This window comes from Rhizobium sp. CAU 1783, assembly GCF_054551725.1.
In genome coordinates, this window is the sequence record NZ_JBTOLM010000003.1 from 85,551 (window position 1) to 103,701 (window position 18,151).

An 18,151-nucleotide genomic window follows, 5' to 3' on the forward strand; every position below is an offset into this window, starting at 1 on the left:
GGCCTTAAGTGCGCGCAGCCCATTCGGGGCGCAGCATTGACATCATGACGAGATCGGCGCGCTGCCCGTCGGGCATGACCGCGGCTTCGCGCAGAACGCCTTCGTCCTTGAATCCCGCCTTGCGGTAGACCTTCCAGGCGCGGGCATTGTCCTTCACGACATCGAGCCAGAGCCGATGAACAGGTGTCGTCGAGAACGTATGGTCGACCATGGCGTCCAGCATGCGCGAACCGTGCCCACGCTCCGGGACCGCGACCGCAATACGCTTGATGCAAATGTTGCCGTCGCGATTGTCGAGGCCGCTCAGGATCGTGAAGCCGATCGGCGTGCCGGCTTCGTCTTCACCGATGAAGTAGTCGATCGCCGGATCGTTCAATTGCCGCGCGTGCTGGTCGGCGTCTAACCTGCCGATGAAATAGTCGTAGCCCGGCAGTCGCTCGACCATCATGATATAGCTGATGTCGTCCGGGGTCGCCCGCCGAAGCGTCACGGCGGCCACAGGATCAGAATTCCACCGCTTCGACGCGCTTGTCGACGAAGCGCAGGCCGACGCCGCCGGAAATCAGCTTCAGTGCGACATCGCCGAACAGCTCCCGCCGCCAGCCGTGCATGGCCGGAACGTCGGCCTTCTCGCCTTCTGCCGCGATCTTTTCCAGATCCTCGGTGTTGGCGATCACCTTGGAAGCGACGCCGTGTTTTTCCGAAGTGAGGCGGAGCAGCACCTTGAGAAGCTCGACGGCGGCCTGGGCGCCTTCCGGGGCATGGGTGTGGCGATGCACGTGCGGCATGTCGGATTTCGGCAGCGCCAGCGCGGCATTGACATGTTCGAGGATGGCCGCGCCCGATGCCGAACGCTCCCAGCCCTTCGGGATCGTGCGGAGCCGGGCGAGCGCGTCGATGTCCTTCGGCTGCTGCTGGGCGATCTCGTAGATCGCGTCGTCCTTCAGGACGCGCGAGCGGGGAACGTTGCGATTGCGGGCCTCGCGTTCGCGCCAAGCGGCGACATACTGCATGACGGCCAGTTCCTGCGGCTTGCGGAGCCGCATCTTCAGTCGCTGCCAGGCATCGTCCGGGTGGAGATCATAGGTCTCGCGCGATTCGAGGATCGCCATTTCCTCGGTCAGCCAGTCCGCCCGTCCTTCGCGTTCGAGCTGCGCCTTCAGCGCCAGATAGACGTCGCGCAGATGCGTGACGTCGGCAAGCGCATAGTCGAGCTGCTTATCGGACAGCGGCCTGCGGCTCCAGTCGGTGAAGCGCGAGGTCTTGTCGATGTGGACGTTTTTCACCTTCTGCACCAGCTGGTCGTAGGAGACGCTGTCGCCGAAGCCGCACACCATGGCCGCGACCTGGGTGTCGAAGATCGGATGCGGGATCAGGTTGCCGAGGTGGAAGATGATTTCGATGTCCTGCCGCGCGGCATGGAAGACCTTGATCACCGAGCTGTCCGCCATCAGTGCGAAGAAGGGGGCAAGATCGAGGCCCTTCGCCAGCGGGTCTACGATGACTTCGACATCCGGGCTCGCCATCTGGATCAGGCATAGCTCCGGCCAGAACGTCGTCTCCCGCAGGAATTCCGTATCGATGGTGATGAAATCCGATTTGGCCAGCTGGATGCAGGCTTCTTCTAACGCGGCTGTTGTCTCGATCATCTGGGCTCGGTCATGGAAAATAGTTGATCAACCTTAGTTCTCCTTTCGACCGGCGATGTCAATACGACCGCACGATTGGTCCCCGGCCGCAAGCGCGGGCAGGCGTATTTTGGCGATCGCCCGGGCTCAGATACCAGAGGCGGCGGCCCGTGCACCCAGCACCGCTGTAACATTGGCGCGGTGTACCCTCTCGTAAGGTTCGAAATAGATGATCCGGCCGGATGCGATGTCGTCGGCCACGAAATCGCGGAGGGCGACATCCTCGGTCACACCGGCTTCGGCGAGCGCCTGAAGCCGTTCGAGATAGGCCCGGTTGGCATCGATCAGGCTCGGCTCGTAACCGCCCGCCGCGATGCACTCCAGAGCGCCGTGATTCGGCAGGATCCGCCGGATCGGCAGGTTGGCCATCCGCCCGAGTTCGACGATGTGGGTGGGGATGTCTTCGGGTTCTGAAACATAGGTGACCGTGTCTTCCAGCGTGTCGCCGGCGAGAAGCACACCCTCGTCCGGCAGCAGGAGCACCGTTCCGTCGGCGCTGTGGATGTCGAACTGCAGCAGTTCCACGACGCGGTCGCCGAGCGGAAGCGTCAATTGTCCTTCGAACAGCCGGTTCGGCATGACGACCGGATTGATCGGCGGGGTCTTGTTGGCGAGCGTCTTCACATTCTCGATCAGCGTCTTCGCCGTCAGCCTGTTGGCGATGATCTCGCAATCGGCGAAGACCGCGTTCCCGGCGATGTGGTCGGTGTGCCAGTGGCTCAGCACCACCTGGATGGACGTCACGCCGAGCCCCTCAAGATGGCTGCGGATCGCCCGCGCGTGGTCGAAGGAAATGTGTGTATCGTAGATGATCGCCCGTTCGCCGGCCACGAGCGCGTAGGAGGCGACGCCGAGCGAATAGGCGCCGTCGTCCAGCCAGTTCGGTTCCTCCGAATGCAGGCGTTTGCCGGCGATCCGCCCGTCATAATAGGCAAAGAGACCCGGATACGGCTCGAGGATCGTCATGGTGGCGGCAAGGCTGGACACGGGCGCTACTCCTTCGCAGCGGTTTGAGGCGGCCGCGCATGAGGCTTGACGCCGGACCCGCTGTCAATCTCCGAAGCGCTCAGGCCACCCGCATGTAGCCGGTCATGCCCGTCTTCTGGTGCTCGATGATGTGGCAGTGGAACACCCAGTCGCCCGGATTGTCGGCGACCACGGCCAGCTGCACCTTTTCGTCCGGCAGGATCAGGTAGGTGTCGGAGACGAGCGGCAGGACCTTGCGCGTCGACGAGGAGATGACGTGGAAGTTCATGCCGTGCAGGTGGATCGGATGGGCATGCGGCGTGACGTTTTCGAGGTTCAGCAGGTAGGTCCGACCGAGCTTCATTTCGGCAAGCGGAGCCAGCGGATCGGGGCCGTCGCCAGGATAGGCCACCTTGTTGATCGCCCAGAAGGAATAGCCGAGCGTGCCGCAGATCGAATCGCGGGCGGCTTCCTCGGCCGTCCCGCTGAGCACCAGCGGAACGGGAATGGCGGAGGAAAGGTCGGGCTCCGGCTGAGGATTGGCGGCAAGCGGCTTCGTATCGCCGAGTTCTCGCTTCAGCGATGCGCCGACGCTGCGCAGGCTGGCGACCGTCTTCGGCGTCGAGGGCCGGATGTCTTCCAGCGCGACGATCGCCCCTTCGCTGTCGGGCATGCGGATCACGAGGTCGATCCGCTGTCCCGGTGACACGACGGCCATGTCGAGCGGCATCGTCACCGGTACCGGTTGCCCGTCGATCGCGATGATCAGCGCTTCGGCGCCCGCAAGCTTCAGATTGTAGATGCGCGTCACGTCGGCGACGAGGATGCGAACGCGCACGAGGCCGCCGGACGGTGCGTCATAGGTCGGCGAAGGTTGCCAGTTGGCGGTGCGAACGGTGCCGAACGTGCCGCTCTTGGCTGCATCGCGTGCCTTGAACTGCTCGATGAACTGGCTGTCGCCGCCGAGCCGCCAGTCGCGCAGGTTGAGCGCGATCTCGGCATCGAAGACGGGATCGGCGGGATCCTCGACGATCAGCATTCCGGCGAGCCCCCGGCCGATCTGGGTCAGCGTGTTGCAGTGGGGGTGATACCAGAAGGTTCCGGCGTCGGGCGGCGTGAAAGCATAGTCGAAGCTGTCGCCCGGATAGACGTAGGGCTGGGTCATGAACGGTACTCCGTCCATGGCGTTCTCGATCCTGAGGCCGTGCCAGTGGACGGTGGTCGGCTCCTCAAGATGATTGACAAAGCGGGCTGCGAATTTCTCCCCGCGCCGTGCGCGCAGCACCGGCGGCATGGGGTCGTTGCCGGCTTTGGCGCCTACATAGGTCATCACGTTGCGTGTCTTGCCGCGTCCGTCGAGGGACGCCTCGATGATCCGCGCCTCGAGCGGCATCGGTTCCGCGGCGGCGAGGGCAGTGAGGCGCGGCGCAAGCATCATCCCGGCACCATAGGCACCCGCGACGGCGGAAGCCTTCAGCAGATTTCGGCGAGTGATAATGGCCATCGAAGCCCCCGGGGTCGTGAATGATCGGCCCTGTTTAAAGTTGACTTCCGCTTTCAGCAATATGGCTTATGTGGCCAAACTGCCGCAGGATGGCTCAGTCCTTCTCCGACGGCGGCGCGGCAAGTTTGTTGAAGAAGGTCGATGTACGCAACAGGTTGCGGAACCGCATGCTGCGCTCGGCTGTCGGCACGCCCTCGCGCACCATCATGCGGCTGAGTGTGTAGACCATGAACCCCAGGAGCACGACCACCATATAGATGAACAGCGCGCGCGGGCCGAACATGTCGAGCATGAAGGACGCAAAAAGCGGGCCGATGACGGCGCCGAGCGACCAGAAGAACAGGCTGCCCGCCGAGACGAGGGCATGCTGGCCGGGGGCCGCGTGATCGTTGGCATGGGCCGAGCAGAGCGAATAGAGCGGCATGGCGAAGGCACCGAAGAAGAAGATGCCGACGAAGTTGAGCAGGGCGTTCGTCCCCGCGACGAAGGTCAGGAACAACCCTGCCGCAAACGCCCCGAAGGTGGCGATCAGTATGATCAGGCGGCGGTCCAGCTTGTCGGAATAGTGCCCGAGCGGATATTGCAGCACGACGCCGGCGAAGATGCCCACGCTCATGAAGGTGGCGATCGAGGTTACCGACATGCCGATGCCGTCGGCATAGATGGGGCCGAGCGAACGGAAGCTGGAATTCGTCAGTCCGACGACGATGCAGCCGACGGTCGCGAGAGGTGAAACCTTCCACAGAACCCGGACGTTGAAGCGGACATGCTCCGGCGGTTCGGGACTGGAGCGGTCGGCAAAGGAGATCGGTACCAGCGACAGGGTGAGCGCCATGGATATGATGGTGAACAGCTCGAACCCGCCGATGCCGACGGCCGGGATCATGTATTGCGCAAGCGTGACGGCGCCAAGGTCGACGAAGCGATAGAGGGACAGCGTGCGCGCACGCGTCGCATTGGTCACCCGCGCGTTGAGCCAGCTCTCGACGACTGCGAACAGGCCGGCAAAGCACAAGCCCTGGACCAGTCGCATGGCGAACCAGCTGGACGGGTGGATGAACAGCACCATGCAGATCGAGGCGGCGGATGCGATCGCCGCGAGCGCCGAGAAGGTCCGGATGTGCCCCACCGCGCGTATGACGCGGGTAATGTAGATGCAGCCGATGGCAAAGCCGATATTGTAGCCGGTGCCGATCACGCCGATCATCGACGTCGAAAAACCTTCCTCCAACGCCCGCAGCGAGATGAAGGTCCCCTGCAGCCCGTTGCCGCCGATCAGGATTCCGGCGGTGATGAGCAGGGGGATGAGCGGACGGATCGATGACATGCGGTCTATCTCGGCTGGTGATGGCACGACTCGGTTCCTCCCCGGTGCCACAACCCTTCTATCCGGGCACGCGCGGCGAAAACAGTTCGCGTCATGAATACAGTCATCACGAAAATCGATTGTCGGTCGGGCAGGGCGGCCTCCCGCTTGCCTTCAGCCTTGACAAATCGGGCGCACCATGCGCTTGTCCGCGCGATTTAAAGTCCGAGAATCCGTGCCCTTGCCGGATCACTCCCCGAAGAAAATGCAGGATAAAACCATGCACCGTTACCGCAGCCACACCTGTGCCGCTCTCCGCAAGTCTGATGTCGGCTCCACCGTCCGGCTCTCCGGCTGGGTCCATCGCGTTCGCGACCACGGCGGCGTCCTCTTCATCGACCTGCGCGACCACTACGGCGTTACCCAGGTTGTCGCCGATCCGGACAGCCCGGCCTTCAAACTGGCCGAAACTGTCCGCGGCGAGTGGGTCATCCGCATCGACGGCCTCGTCAAGGCCCGTACCGAAGACACCGTCAACAAGAACATGCCGACCGGCGAGATCGAGCTCTACGCCCAGGAAATCGAAGTCCTGTCGGCCGCCAAGGAACTGCCGCTGCCGGTTTTCGGCGAGCCGGACTATCCGGAGGACGTGCGCCTCAAGTACCGCTTCCTCGACCTGCGCCGCGACACGCTGCACAAGAACATCGTCAAGCGCACGCAGATCATTTCCGACATGCGCCGCCGCATGGGCGATGCCGGCTTTGCCGAATACACCACCCCGATCCTGACGGCTTCGTCGCCGGAAGGTGCGCGCGACTTCCTCGTGCCGAGCCGTATCCACGAAGGCAAGTTCTTCGCGCTGCCCCAGGCGCCCCAGCAATACAAGCAGCTGCTGATGGTCGCCGGCTTCGACCGCTACTTCCAGATCGCGCCGTGCTTCCGTGACGAAGACCCGCGCGCCGACCGTCTGCCGGGCGAGTTCTACCAGCTCGACCTCGAGATGAGCTTCGTCACCCAGGAAGACATCTGGGAAACCGTCGAGCCGGTCATGACCCAGGTGTTCGAGCAGTTCGCCGAAGGCAAGCCGGTCACCAAGCAGTGGCCGCGTATTCCCTACGACGTCGCGATCCGCAAGTATGGCTCCGACAAGCCGGACCTGCGCAACCCGATCGAGATGCAGTCCGTGACCGAGCATTTCGCCGGTTCGGGCTTCAAGGTCTTCGCCAACATGATCGCGTCCAATCCGAAGGTCGAAGTCTGGGCGATCCCGGCCAAGACCGGCGGTTCGCGCGCCTTCTGCGACCGCATGAACGCCTGGGCCCAGTCGACCGGCCAGCCGGGTCTCGGCTACATCTTCTGGCGCCAGGAAGGTGCCGTCCTTGAAGGCGCCGGCCCGCTCGCCAAGAACATCGGCGAGGAGCGCACCGAAGCGATTCGCACCCAGCTTGGCCTCGACGAAGGCGACGCCTGCTTCTTCGTCGCCGGCGAGCCGTCCAAGTTCTACAAGTTTGCCGGTGAAGCCCGCACCCGCGCCGGTGAGGAATTGAACCTCGTCGACCGTGACCGTTTCGAACTGTGCTGGATCGTCGATTTCCCGTTCTACGAATGGAGCGAGGAAGAAAAGAAGATCGACTTCGCCCACAACCCCTTCTCGATGCCGCAGGGTGGTCTGGAAGCGCTCGAAAGCCAGGATCCGCTGTCGCTCAAAGCCTACCAGTACGATGCCGTCTGCAACGGTTTCGAAATTGCCTCGGGCTCGATCCGTAACCAGTCGCCGGAACTGATGGTGAAGGCCTTCGAAAAGGTGGGTCTGAGTCAGGCGGACGTGGAAGAGCGCTTCGGCGGCCTCTACCGCGCCTTCCAGTATGGCGCGCCTCCGCACGGCGGCTGCGCCTTCGGCATCGACCGTGTGGTCATGCTGCTCGTCGGCGCCAAGAACCTGCGCGAGATCTCGCTGTTCCCGATGAATCAGCAGGCCCAGGATCTGCTGATGAATGCCCCGTCGCCGGCAACGCCGACGCAGCTGCGCGAACTGGCGCTGCGCGTCGTGCCGACCCCGAAGAAGGACTGATCGTCTCTCGACGGACCGGACAAAGGAAAAGCCCCGGAAGCGACAGCTTTCCGGGGCTTTCTTGTATGCGTCGAAGGAATTCCGGCGGTCGTCCCGCCACTCGCTGGAGCGGCGGGGACGATGTGCCGAATTATTCCTCGTTGGCGGTGACCTTGATGCCGAGCAGCGACGGAACGGTCTCCGGTGCGCCCATCGCGGCACCCATGATCATCGGGAAGGGGACTTCCTTTTCCGGCTCGGCGGCGACGATCAGGTTGCCGGGCTTGTCGATGAAGGTGTTGACCGCGGTCGAGACTTCGTTCTGCAGCGCGCCGAGCTTTGCCTGGGCGAGCAGGATCGGAACCATGCCCTTGACCATTTCGGCCATCTGCTCGCCGGTCGTGCCTTGCTGCTTGCCGGCGAAGTCGAGGCCGCGCTTGGTGATGCCGGCATCGTCGAAGCGGATATGGGCGCTGGTGAACGACATCTGCTGCATCAGGCCGAACATGGCAATGCCGGCGGCCTGCTGGGCCTGTTCGTTCTTGGGATCGGCCTGCATCGTGCGGGCGGTTTCCTGCAGCTGCTTGACGAGATCCATGGTGTAGCCGGAGAGCGCGAAGGAGAGCGACAGGCTGCCGACATTGGCGAAGTCGAAGGTGTAGTCCTCGACCTCGAGGGCGCCGGAAGCCGGTTCCCAGCTGCCGGAAAGGGTGATTTCGCCGTCGAGCTGCTGCAGGCCGAGCGCCTCGATGGTTTCCTTGCTCTTGGGATCATCCGTGACCGTGAGGTCTGCCTTGATGCCGGAGATGGATGCCTCGAAGGAGAGCGAGGATTCGTCGTCCGCCAGTTCCATCGTGGCGCTCGCCTCGGAGACCGAGAAGATCGGCTTGCCGTCCGCAATGACGCTGAGCGGGCCGCTGTGGGCCTCCTCATAGAGCATCATCGATGCAAGGCCCTGGGCGGCCGTGCTGCCCGGCACGGTGACGCCGGCAAGGTAGAGGTCCTTCACCGAGAAGCTGCCCTTGTCCTCGGTTACGTTGATTTCGGGAAACTCGATGCGGTCGACGTGATAGGCGCCGCCATCTTCTTCCGTCACGTCCTGAAGGGTCAGGTCGCCGAGCTTGACCGACTTTTCGTCCGGTCCGGTCGGCGTGAAGGTGGTTCCCTTGAGAAGGACGTCGTTGCCGTTGACCTCGACTGCCTCGGCCTTCAGCACGCCGCTGCCGGCTGCATAGGCGGCATTGATCTTGGCGAGCAGGTCCTGACCGTCGAGCGCCCAGGCCGGGCCGGACAGCGCTACAAAGGCGGCTCCGGCCATCAGGAGCCTGGTGGTGCGGGATGTGGTCATCAAACGGTCCTTTCGTGAATTGGTTGAATGCTTGGATCAGCCACGCGCGAGATGTCCTTTATATGGTCACCGGTAAAAACTTCCACCGCTTTCATCGTTACCGAAGTGCGAGGAGAATGACCCCGTGACGCATGTCACAGTTCCGGTAATCCACAAGCAGAATGCCGGGATTCCTTGCCGTTCGCGGCCTTCTCGTCTAGTCAGGAGCTATGGGGAAAACGATCATTCCGCCCGGCGAGGGCGGCGACAACATTGTGCCGGTCGATCTGAAGGCGGCGCTCGAGGAGCGCTACCTCGCCTATGCGCTATCGACGATCATGCACCGGGCGCTGCCCGACGTGCGCGACGGACTGAAGCCGGTGCATCGCCGTATCATTCACGCGATGAGCGAAATGGGCATCCGGCCCAATTCCGCCTTCAAGAAATGCGCCCGTATCGTCGGTGACGTCATCGGTAAGTTCCACCCGCATGGCGACCAGTCGGTCTACGATGCGCTGGTGCGCCTCGCCCAGGATTTCTCGCAACGCTATCCGATCGTCGACGGCCAGGGCAACTTCGGCAATATCGACGGCGACAGCGCAGCTGCCTATCGTTACACCGAAGCGCGAATGACCGACGTCGCAGCGCTGCTGCTCGAAGGCATCGAGCAGGATGCCGTCGATTTCCGCCCGACCTATAACGAGGAAGACGAAGAACCGGTGGTCATGCCGGGCGCCTTCCCGAACCTTTTGGCCAACGGTTCGTCCGGCATCGCCGTCGGCATGGCGACCTCGATCCCGCCGCACAACGCCCATGAACTCTGCGATGCGGCACTCTACCTGATCAAGAACCCGGGCGCGCCCGTCGAGGAGCTTCTCGCCGACCCGGCCAATCCGCAGAAGGGTGGCATCGAAGGCCCCGATTTCCCGACCGGCGGCATCATCGTCGAGAGCCGCGCAAGCATGCTCGAGACCTACCGCACCGGCCGTGGCGGATTCCGTGTGCGGGCGAAATGGGAGACCGAGGATCTCGGCCGCGGTGGCTACCAGATCGTCGTCACCCAGATCCCCTACCAGGTTCAGAAGTCTCGCCTCATCGAGAAGATCGCCGAGCTGCTGATCGCCCGCAAGCTGCCGCTGCTCGAGGATATTCGCGACGAGTCCGCCGAGGACGTGCGCGTTGTCCTGGTGCCGAAGAGCCGCACCGTCGATCCGACCATCCTGATGGAATCGCTGTTCAAGCTGACCGAGCTCGAAAGCCGCATTCCGCTCAACATGAACGTGCTGTCGCAGGGCAAGGTGCCGAAGGTGATGGCACTGAACGAAGTGCTGACGGAGTGGCTGGAACACCGCAAGGATGTCCTGGTCCGCCGCTCGCGCTTCCGGCTCGCCGCGATCGACCGCCGTCTCGAAATCCTCGGCGGCCTGCTGATCGCCTATCTCAACCTCGACGAGGTGATCCGCATCATCCGCGAGGAGGATGAGCCGAAACCGGTGATGATCGCCCGTTGGGACCTCACCGACATCCAGGCCGAAGCCATCCTCAACATGCGGCTGCGCAACCTGCGCAAGCTCGAAGAGTTCGAGATCCGCAAGGAGCATGAGGAACTGTCGGCCGAGAAGGCCGAGATCGAGTCGCTGCTCGCCTCCGACGAGAAGCAGTGGCAGACCGTTTCCTGGGAGATCGGCGAGGTCAAGAAGAAGTATGCCAAGGCGACCGAGCTCGGCCGCCGCCGCACGCAGTTCGCCACTGCGCCGGAAGCCGATATCGAGGCGATCCAGCAGGCGATGATCGAGAAGGAACCGATCACCGTCGTCATCTCGGAAAAGGGCTGGATCCGCGCGCTGAAGGGCCACATTTCCGACACGGCCGGTCTGACCTTCAAGGAAGGCGATGCCCTGCGCGTGGCTTTCCCGGCCCAGACGACGGACAAGATCCTGCTGGTGACGACGGGGGGAAAGGTCTACACGCTCGGCGGCGACAAGCTGCCCGGCGGTCGCGGCCACGGCGAACCGCTGCGCATCATGGTCGACATGGAGAACGATCAGGACGTCCTGACCGCCTTCGTCCACGATCCGGCCCGCAAACTGCTGATTGCCTCAACGGCCGGTAACGGCTTCGTGGTCGCCGAAAGCGAGATCGTCGCCAATACCCGCAAAGGCAAGCAGGTGATGAATGTCGGCATGCCCGACGAGACCAAGCTGGTCGTACCCGTCTCTGGTGATCATGTCGCCGTCGTCGGCGAGAACCGCAAGCTCCTGGTCTTCCCGCTCGCCCAGGTTCCGGAGATGAGCCGTGGCAAGGGTGTGCGCCTGCAGCGCTACAAGGACGGCGGCATTTCCGACATCAAGTGCTTCGCGATCGCCGAGGGATTGAACTGGGAAGACAGTGCCGGCCGGGTCTTCACCAAGACCAAGGACGAACTCCTCGAATGGCAGGGCGACAGGGCTACCGCCGGTCGCGCCGTGCCCAAGGGTTTCCCGCGCAGCGGCAAGTTCTCCGGCTAGAATAGTCGACAGATAGGCTTCGGGGACGCAGGACGCAGGGCCGGCGTCCTGCGTTTCAACCCGCCTTCCAGATGGCCCATAGGCCCATCAGGGTCGCCGCATTGCCGAGAATGAAGTGCGAGATGATCGGCCCGGCGAGGCTGCGGTACTTGAGGAAGAGCCAGCCCCAGACGATGCCGGTCACCAGCGCCACGACCGCGAGCGAGGCGCTGTAGTGCAGATGAAGCGTCGAAAAGACCAGGGATGAAATGGCGATCGCCGCGATCGGCCGGGACCGCCCGGGCATCAGGCTGGCGATCGAGGTCAGGAAGACCCCGCGGCAGATCCACTCCTGCAGAGCAGACACCAGAATGTAGGTATAGGTGTCGAGCGTCATCAGTCGAAAATCGAAGAGCGGCGTGCCGTTGAGCTCCGGATAGAGTTCTGTGCGAAAATAGGCCATGGCCCCCAGCGCCGGAATGCTGATCGCGATGCCGGCCACGAACGAGGGGAGCAGGTTGGTCGTTCGAATGCCCATGTCGTGCCGGTCGAGACCGCAACGCCTGGTGAGCCCCCAGAGGATGAAAGCGCCCCAGAGTTCCATGACGCGCGCCGTCCAGAAGACCATCGCCTCCTGGTGGGCGGCGCGGAGACCGCCGAGGAGGAGCCCGTTGACCAGCGCATAGCAGTTCACCATCAAGACGATGGTGACGAACATGAAGGCCAGCGCATGGTAGCGCCGGTCGGCATCTTCCAGGGCGGAGAACTGCTGCTTCAGCTTCGAGTGGCTCGCCGACAGCTGCGCGTAGATCTTGCGGAAGAACAGCGTCTCGAGCTCCGGCCGGTCGTCGAGAAACTGCGCATAGTCCATCCGGTCGATGACCCAGCCGCGAACGGGGCCGACGGCGCGGGCGGACGCGCCGCGCGGTTCGTCGCCGATCAGGTCGAGCTCGCCGACCAGCGATCCCGGGCCGGCGATCGAGATCGTCTCGTCGGTTTCGATGTCGTAGAGTTCGACTTCACCCTCGGCGACCAGCAGCGCGAACTCACCGAACTCGCCCTGGGTAAAGACGGTCTCATTGGCCCGATAGGTGATCGGGTCGACATGCCGACGGAATTCGGCGAGATAGTCCGGGCACAGCCGGAGCGTCGTGTGCTTGAGCAGCATCTCCGAAAAGTCGTTGACCTCAACGACGGTTTCCGAACGCAGATAGGTCATGAAGGGTGGGTCCCGGCGCTGGTCGATGCGAATGGTCGCGTGACAATAGCCGGGAAGGCGAGCTTGGCGAGGCGCCCCAAGCGTCCAAGTTTGGGCCGATCGTCAGCCTTGCGGACGCGAGCGCATGCCGGCGAGAGAATGAAAGAACAGGGCGAGAAGAATGATCGCGCCGCCGATCAGTGTCGCGCTGCCCGGCATTTCCGTGAAGATGAGCCAGATCCACACCGGAGCGAGGATCGTCTCCAGGAGGTAGAACATGCCCACCTCGGCCGCCGGCAGGTAGCGCGGCGCGGTTGCGAGCAGCCAGAAGGCAAGCGGCATCATCACCGCGCCGTCGAGGATCGCCCAGACCGGGGCCTCCATCGCAAGCAGGCCTTCGTTCCAGCCGAACAGCAGACTGAAAGCCCCCGGAATTGCTGCGGCGAGCAGCGGGACAAAACCCATCGGCTGCCGCGACGCGCGTCCGACGGTGAGTGCGGCGGCGATCAGTGCTGCGGCCACCGCCGCGAGCAGGTCGCCGAAAAGGTGCCCGGCGGAAATGCCGCTCCCGACGATGAGGCCGACGCCGAGCAACATGACGCCCATGGTGATCAGCGTCGAGCGGCTCGGTTTCTCGTTGAGGAAGAGCCAGGAAAGGATCGCCGCGATCATCGGCGAAAATGCCACGATGAAAACCACGTTAGCCGATGTCGTGTGATAGACGGCCGCGACGAAGGCCATTGTGCTCAAGCCGTAAAAGAGCCCACCGAGCAGCGAGGCGCGCGTCAGGCGGAAGGCCTGCCACTGGCCTGTCATGAAGCGGATCACTGTGATCGCGATGAGAGCGACGAGCACGATTGCCACGCTTCTAAGTCCGAGAACCGGCCAGAGGCCGCCATCAGCCAGTCGGACCAGAGGAATATCGAAGGAGAGAAAGAGGCCGCCTGCCGCGGCAATCAGAAGACCGGTCCGACGACCGGCACGAGTATCAGGATTCATCGCTAGCTTGCCCGGTGACGTCCGCACCGGGCTCGTAGCGTTCCCATCCTTGGTTGGTCAAGTGCTCCTGGGGCAGGAAGCGTGTCTTGTAGTCCATCTTGTGCGAGCCGCGCACCCAATAGCCGAGATAGACATGCGGCAGGCCGAGCGACCTTGCGCGGTTGACGTGGTCAAGCACCATCATCGTCCCGAGCGAGCGCTTCGACAGCGCCGGGTTGAAGAAGGAATAGACCATCGACAGGCCGTCGCTCATCTGGTCGGAAAGCGCGACGGCGATCAGTTCGCCCTTCGGCTGAAGGCTGAGGCCATCGCCCGGACTGCGCAGGCGATATTCGATGATACGCGTCTGCACATGCGTATCCTCGACCATGATCGCATAGTCGAGCGCGGACATGTCCGACATGCCGCCGCTCTGGTGGCGGTGGTCGAGATAGCCACGGAACAGCGAGAACTGTTCGGTTGAAGGCTGCGCCGGGAGGACGGTCGACACGACGTCGCTGTTGATCGCCTGGATGCGCTTGAAGGAACGGCCTGGAACAAACTCGTCGACGACGATCCGAACGGAAATGCACGCCCGGCACGCCTCGCAGGCGGGGCGGTAGGCGATGTTCTGCGAACGTCGGAAGCCGCCTTGGGTTAGGAGGTCGTTCATTTCCGTGGCGCGCGGCCCCACGAGGTGGGTGAAGACCTTCCGTTCCATTTCTCCCGGCAGGTAGGGGCACGGCGCGGGCGCCGTCAAATAGAATTGCGGGGAAGGTGACGTCTGGGTGTTCATTGCGCTCCGGTCGTTAGCCTGCCGCCACGAATATAATGAATAGCATGGCGCAAGATTGGAAAACGTCAACTCTTAGCGAAATGCGAATGAACTCTGGCCCCGGAATATGCCGAAAACCGGCCATATGGACGCCCGGTCCGCATATCGATCCACCTCAGGCTGTCCGAACTGTCGCGGTGCCGAGCAGCAGATCGTGAACGAGTCGCGAGCGCTCGATGAAGAGGCCGGCAAGCAGGATCAGCGGTGTCAGGATCGAATTGAGGATCCAGAACAGCGCGAGATGGGCGATGGCGGTGACGAAATCGATGCGTCGACCATCGAGCCGGACCATGGCGATCCCCATCGCCCGCATGCCGGGCGTCGCCTGCGACGGGCCGGAGAGCGACAGGCCGAAATAGAGGCCGGCGACGATAAAGAACAGGATGGGATAGAGCAAGAACCCCAATCCGAGCGTCAGCACGCCGATGAAGAAGACGAGCACGGCCGCCGGTACCCAAAGTGCTGCGACGATCAGATAGTCGATGAGGAACGCGAAGACGCGCCGAGACAGCACGCCGCTATAGGCGCGCCAGTCCTCAGGGGCCGCATAGATCGGGTTCGGGTCGAGGGTCATGGTTTGCTCCCGCAAATGTTTCGAAACATGGATATGGGAAGCACCCGGCGAAAAACAATCCGCCGGGACACGCCTCAGCCCTGCCGGGAAAGATATTTCGCCACGTCCATGGCGAAATAGGTGAGGATGCCGTCGCAGCCGGCACGCTTGAAGCATAGGAGCGTCTCGAGCATCGCGCGCTCTCCGTCGATCCAGCCATTGGCTGCGGCAGCCTTGATCTGCGCATATTCGCCGGACACCTGGTAGGCGAAGACCGGCAGGCCGAAGGCTTCCTTCATCCGCCAGCAGATGTCGAGATAGGGCAGGCCCGGCTTGACCATCAGCATGTCGGCGCCTTCCTCGACGTCGAGGGCGGCGTCTCGGATCGCCTCGGTGCCGTTGGCCGGGTCGATGTAGTAGCTCTTCTTATCGCCCTTCAGCAGGCCGCCTGTCGAGATCGCCTCACGATAGGGGCCGTAATAACAGGAGGCGAACTTGGTCGCGTAGGACATAATGCCGACCGACTGGTGGCCTGCGGCGTCGAGCCCGCGGCGGATCGCCCCGATCCGGCCGTCCATCATGTCGGACGGCGCGATGATGTCCGAACCCGCGTCGGCCTGGAGGACCGCCGCACGGACGATCTGGTCGACGGTTTCGTCATTGGCGATCTCGCTGCCGCGCAGGATGCCGTCATGCCCGTGGCTGGTGAAGGGGTCGAGCGCGACGTCGGTGATGACGCCGATGTTCGGCACGGCCTTCTTGATGGCGGCCGTCGTGCGGTTGATCAGGTTGTTGGCTTCGAGGATCTGAGATCCCGTCTCGTCACGCAGGTTCATTTCGACGTTGGGAAAGGTGGCGAGAGCCGGAATGCCGAGATCGGCCGCGGCTTTGGCCGCTTCGACGGCCTTGTCGACCGTCATGCGGTTGACGCCGGGCATCGCGGCGATCGGCTCGACGATGTTCTCGCCGGGGATGACGAAGATCGGCCAGATGAGGTCGTCGACCGTCAGGCGGTTTTCCTGAACCAGGCGGCGTGTCCAGTCGGCCTTGCGGTTGCGGCGCATCCGGCGGTGACCGGTGATGTCGTCGACCAGATGTGTCTTGTCCTGCATGGCGAATTCCTCGTTTGCGTCTTTTGAGTTTTGGCTGGATAGCACTTAAGCCAGCCTTTGCCAAAGCGGAAGCGCGCGCTTCGTCGCGGCTGCGGCTGGCGAAAGGGGGCTGCTTGCGCTTATCCTCCGCGCATGGAACCTGATTCTCAAAGCGCACCGAAACGCAGTCTGACGGAAACGCTGTTCGTGATCTTCCTGCGGATGGTGGCGGTGGCGTGCCTCTGGTTCGCACTCCAATACTGGGGCATGCTGGTCGGCTACTCGGCGAGCGGTTCCGGCCGTTTCGATCTGATCGCGCTGCCATGGAAGGTCGTCGGCACGAGCCTTGCCGTTCTCTTTCCGATCGCGGCCCTCGGCCTTTGGCTCTGTGTATCCTGGGGGCCCGTCATCTGGGCGCTCGGGGCAGGGACCCAGGTGCTCATGTACGGGCTCTGGTCCCCCACTTTCGGCCATAACTCTCTTGCCGTCACCATGCACGCGGTGGTGGCTGCGGTCTATATCGTCTTCCGGTTCGCCCTGTGGCTCGAAATGCGCCACAAGGGGGAAGAGATAAGGGTTGATTTACCCTGATGGGATGTGGCCGCTTGGTAAGCTCCTGTTAAGGCTGCGTTTTAAATAGAATTTTATATGCATTGGATATGGTCCTCACCAAGGCGGGAGAAAACAACAGCCGCCACCCAAAACAGTGAGGCAGACCGACATGAACACGAAACTGAAGCCGCAGCCGGCATCGATCGATCCCCAGGAAGAAGCGATCCGCAACCTCTACCTGGAATCCCTGCACCTCGTTGAACGTCTCCACCGCCGTCTTCTGGACGTCATCAAGGACGAGTTCGACCGCCAGGGTCGCAGCGACGTCAATGCCATCCAGGCACTCCTGCTTTTCAACATCGGCAACTCCGAGCTGACCGCCGGTGAGCTGCGCTCGCGCGGCTACTATCTCGGCTCGAACGTGTCTTACAACGTCAAGAAGCTCGTCGACCTCGGCTTCATCAACCATCAGCGCTCGCGCATCGACCGTCGTTCGGTCCGCATCAGCCTGACGGAAGCCGGTCAGGACGTCGCCGAGACCGTCGCCAAGCTCTACGAGCGTCATATCGGCTCGATCCAGAAGGTCGGCGGCATCGGTTCGGACGAGTTCACCCAGATGAACAAGCTCCTGCAGCGTCTCGACCGCTTCTGGAACGACACCATCAGCTACAAGCTCTAATCCACGAGAGCTGAAGCGCCGCTGCACTTCCTCCAGTCATGCAGCGGCCGCGCGGAGCCTTCATCGCCTCTCGGCGCTTGGACCTCTGACCAATTCGGACCGGGACGCGTCAGCGCGTCTTCCGGTCCATTGGCGTTGAAGCGCCGGATATCGAGCAAAGATCTCTTGGAAGATCTGGTCCCGGGCCTTGCCCAGGCGCCGTCCGTTCAGGCGCACGCTCAGCGACCGCAGCGGGATCATGTTCTTCTCGCCAATGCCGTCGATAACGACAAATTCCGGACGCCCCGAACGCACCTCGCTGTAAAGGAACTGCCGCATGTGCATGTCGGAAAGCACGACATGCATGGCGATGCAGGCCTCGAAGAACCGCTCGAGCGCCTCCAGGTGCTTTAGCTCGACTGCTCCTGTCTGAAACAGTTTTTCGAGGGTAGGGGCCAATTCCCCGTCCGCATTGATGATCTTCTCGGTCACGAGAGCCAGACCTGCCGTGGTTGGCTGAAGGCCACAAGGCACCGCCAAGGGCGGGGCGCCACAGACGTCTTCGTTCCAGCGACGGCTCAGAATGAGATATTGCGTGAGTTCGCGCCTGAAGCCGCGATAGACGCCGAGCGGGTTCTTGCGTTTGATGAAGCTCTCGCCTTTGAGGCGGCCGTCGCCATGAGTTCGCTCGGGATCGACGATCTTCAACACCACATCCGGCATGTCCGGATGCGTATAGACACGTTTTAGTGATCCGGCGGTTTCGAAATGGCACTCGTTAATGTCGAGTCTGCGCCCGAACTTGTGTCGAAAATCTTTGGAAGCCATAGTATTTCTGTGTCGTGAATGAAAATAACGACATGATGTATGACAGAAATGTGACAACGCAGGCAAGGGGCCGAGCCACGAATTGGCCATATTGATATGGGACCGGCCATGCATGCAAAAAGCTGCATGCA

At 62.7% G+C, this 18,151-nt stretch carries 16 protein-coding genes; 4 read left to right on the plus strand and 12 right to left on the minus strand.

Features of this window, described 5'->3' with window-relative positions:
• Positions 1-4 precede the first annotated feature (4 nt).
• From ACX93L_RS14130 to ACX93L_RS14150, 5 genes are all read right to left on the minus strand, one after another.
• A complete protein-coding gene (locus ACX93L_RS14130; RefSeq protein ID WP_459405460.1) occupies positions 5-499 on the minus strand; it encodes a GNAT family N-acetyltransferase in 495 nt (164 codons plus the stop codon).
• 4 nt (positions 500-503) lie between these two features.
• A complete protein-coding gene (rnd, locus tag ACX93L_RS14135) occupies positions 504-1,649 on the minus strand; it encodes a ribonuclease D (RefSeq protein ID WP_459405461.1) in 1,146 nt (381 codons plus the stop codon).
• Positions 1,650-1,775: 126 nt separating this feature from the next.
• Positions 1,776-2,675, minus strand: a complete 900-nt coding sequence (locus tag ACX93L_RS14140; RefSeq protein ID WP_459405462.1) for an MBL fold metallo-hydrolase — start codon at positions 2,673-2,675, stop codon at positions 1,776-1,778.
• A 79-nt stretch (positions 2,676-2,754) separates the two neighbouring features.
• Complete coding sequence (locus ACX93L_RS14145) at positions 2,755-4,158, minus strand: multicopper oxidase family protein (protein WP_459405463.1); 1,404 nt, start codon at positions 4,156-4,158, stop codon at positions 2,755-2,757.
• A 94-nt stretch (positions 4,159-4,252) separates the two neighbouring features.
• A complete protein-coding gene (locus tag ACX93L_RS14150; RefSeq protein WP_459405464.1) occupies positions 4,253-5,485 on the minus strand; it encodes an MFS transporter in 1,233 nt (410 codons plus the stop codon).
• A 259-nt stretch (positions 5,486-5,744) separates the two neighbouring features.
• Here ACX93L_RS14150 and aspS point away from each other — a divergent pair, with 259 nt between their 5' ends.
• Entirely contained in the window at positions 5,745-7,535 is a 1,791-nt protein-coding gene (gene aspS, locus ACX93L_RS14155; protein WP_459405465.1) for an aspartate--tRNA ligase, read from the plus strand.
• Between the two features lie 130 nt (positions 7,536-7,665).
• Here the strand turns inward: aspS and ACX93L_RS14160 are convergent, their stop codons facing one another.
• Positions 7,666-8,862, minus strand: coding sequence for a hypothetical protein (locus ACX93L_RS14160; RefSeq protein WP_459405466.1), 1,197 nt, complete (start codon positions 8,860-8,862; stop codon positions 7,666-7,668).
• Between the two features lie 209 nt (positions 8,863-9,071).
• Here ACX93L_RS14160 and parC point away from each other — a divergent pair, with 209 nt between their 5' ends.
• Positions 9,072-11,348: a DNA topoisomerase IV subunit A gene (parC, locus tag ACX93L_RS14165; protein ID WP_459405467.1), complete on the plus strand. Its 2,277-nt coding sequence runs from the start codon at positions 9,072-9,074 to the stop codon at positions 11,346-11,348.
• Positions 11,349-11,403: 55 nt separating this feature from the next.
• Here the strand turns inward: parC and ACX93L_RS14170 are convergent, their stop codons facing one another.
• From ACX93L_RS14170 to hemB, 5 genes are all read right to left on the minus strand, one after another.
• The gene (locus ACX93L_RS14170; RefSeq protein WP_459405468.1) at positions 11,404-12,546 is read right to left on the minus strand and encodes a cyclic nucleotide-binding domain-containing protein; all 1,143 of its coding nucleotides are present in this window, start codon (positions 12,544-12,546) and stop codon (positions 11,404-11,406) included.
• Between the two features lie 102 nt (positions 12,547-12,648).
• Positions 12,649-13,524 carry a DMT family transporter gene (locus ACX93L_RS14175; protein ID WP_459405469.1) on the minus strand — a complete coding sequence of 292 codons (876 nt, stop codon included), beginning with the start codon at positions 13,522-13,524 and terminating at the stop codon, positions 12,649-12,651.
• Positions 13,514-14,299, minus strand: a complete 786-nt coding sequence (locus ACX93L_RS14180; protein ID WP_459405470.1) for an arginyltransferase — start codon at positions 14,297-14,299, stop codon at positions 13,514-13,516. Before ACX93L_RS14180 ends, ACX93L_RS14175 begins: the two co-directional genes overlap by 11 nt.
• Positions 14,300-14,453: 154 nt before the next feature.
• Positions 14,454-14,912: an RDD family protein gene (locus ACX93L_RS14185; protein ID WP_169588936.1), complete on the minus strand. Its 459-nt coding sequence runs from the start codon at positions 14,910-14,912 to the stop codon at positions 14,454-14,456.
• Between the two features lie 74 nt (positions 14,913-14,986).
• Positions 14,987-16,003, minus strand: coding sequence for a porphobilinogen synthase (gene hemB / locus ACX93L_RS14190; protein ID WP_459405471.1), 1,017 nt, complete (start codon positions 16,001-16,003; stop codon positions 14,987-14,989).
• A 132-nt stretch (positions 16,004-16,135) separates the two neighbouring features.
• Between hemB and ACX93L_RS14195 the strand changes: the two genes are divergently transcribed.
• Both ACX93L_RS14195 and ldtR read left to right on the plus strand, forming a co-directional pair.
• Positions 16,136-16,573, plus strand: coding sequence for a DUF6163 family protein (locus ACX93L_RS14195; RefSeq protein WP_169588931.1), 438 nt, complete (start codon positions 16,136-16,138; stop codon positions 16,571-16,573).
• 130 nt (positions 16,574-16,703) lie between these two features.
• Positions 16,704-17,213 (plus strand): transcriptional regulator LdtR, encoded by a 510-nt coding sequence (ldtR, locus tag ACX93L_RS14200; RefSeq protein WP_169588929.1) that lies wholly within the window; start codon positions 16,704-16,706, stop codon positions 17,211-17,213.
• Between the two features lie 60 nt (positions 17,214-17,273).
• On the opposite strand, the gene ACX93L_RS14205 is transcribed toward ldtR, so the two are convergent.
• On the minus strand, positions 17,274-18,020 hold the full coding sequence (locus ACX93L_RS14205; RefSeq protein WP_459405472.1) for a YrbL family protein: 747 nt from the start codon (positions 18,018-18,020) through the stop codon (positions 17,274-17,276).
• Positions 18,021-18,151: the final 131 nt, after the last annotated feature.

Excerpts from the sequence above, each read along its gene's own strand:
- rnd (WP_459405461.1), bottom strand. The coding sequence starts at position 1,649 with ATGATCGAGACAACAGCCGCGTTAGAAGAAGCCTGCATCCAGCTGGCC.
- ACX93L_RS14145 (WP_459405463.1), bottom strand. The coding sequence starts at position 4,158 with ATGGCCATTATCACTCGCCGAAATCTGCTGAAGGCTTCCGCCGTCGCG.
- ACX93L_RS14150 (WP_459405464.1), bottom strand. The coding sequence starts at position 5,485 with ATGTCATCGATCCGTCCGCTCATCCCCCTGCTCATCACCGCCGGAATC.
- aspS (WP_459405465.1), top strand. The coding sequence starts at position 5,745 with ATGCACCGTTACCGCAGCCACACCTGTGCCGCTCTCCGCAAGTCTGAT.
- ACX93L_RS14160 (WP_459405466.1), bottom strand. The coding sequence starts at position 8,862 with ATGACCACATCCCGCACCACCAGGCTCCTGATGGCCGGAGCCGCCTTT.
- parC (WP_459405467.1), top strand. The coding sequence starts at position 9,072 with ATGGGGAAAACGATCATTCCGCCCGGCGAGGGCGGCGACAACATTGTG.
- ACX93L_RS14170 (WP_459405468.1), bottom strand. The coding sequence starts at position 12,546 with ATGACCTATCTGCGTTCGGAAACCGTCGTTGAGGTCAACGACTTTTCG.
- ACX93L_RS14175 (WP_459405469.1), bottom strand. The coding sequence starts at position 13,524 with ATGAATCCTGATACTCGTGCCGGTCGTCGGACCGGTCTTCTGATTGCC.
- ACX93L_RS14180 (WP_459405470.1), bottom strand. The coding sequence starts at position 14,299 with ATGAACACCCAGACGTCACCTTCCCCGCAATTCTATTTGACGGCGCCC.
- ACX93L_RS14185 (WP_169588936.1), bottom strand. The coding sequence starts at position 14,912 with ATGACCCTCGACCCGAACCCGATCTATGCGGCCCCTGAGGACTGGCGC.
- hemB (WP_459405471.1), bottom strand. The coding sequence starts at position 16,003 with ATGCAGGACAAGACACATCTGGTCGACGACATCACCGGTCACCGCCGG.
- ACX93L_RS14195 (WP_169588931.1), top strand. The coding sequence starts at position 16,136 with ATGGAACCTGATTCTCAAAGCGCACCGAAACGCAGTCTGACGGAAACG.
- ldtR (WP_169588929.1), top strand. The coding sequence starts at position 16,704 with ATGAACACGAAACTGAAGCCGCAGCCGGCATCGATCGATCCCCAGGAA.
- ACX93L_RS14205 (WP_459405472.1), bottom strand. The coding sequence starts at position 18,020 with ATGGCTTCCAAAGATTTTCGACACAAGTTCGGGCGCAGACTCGACATT.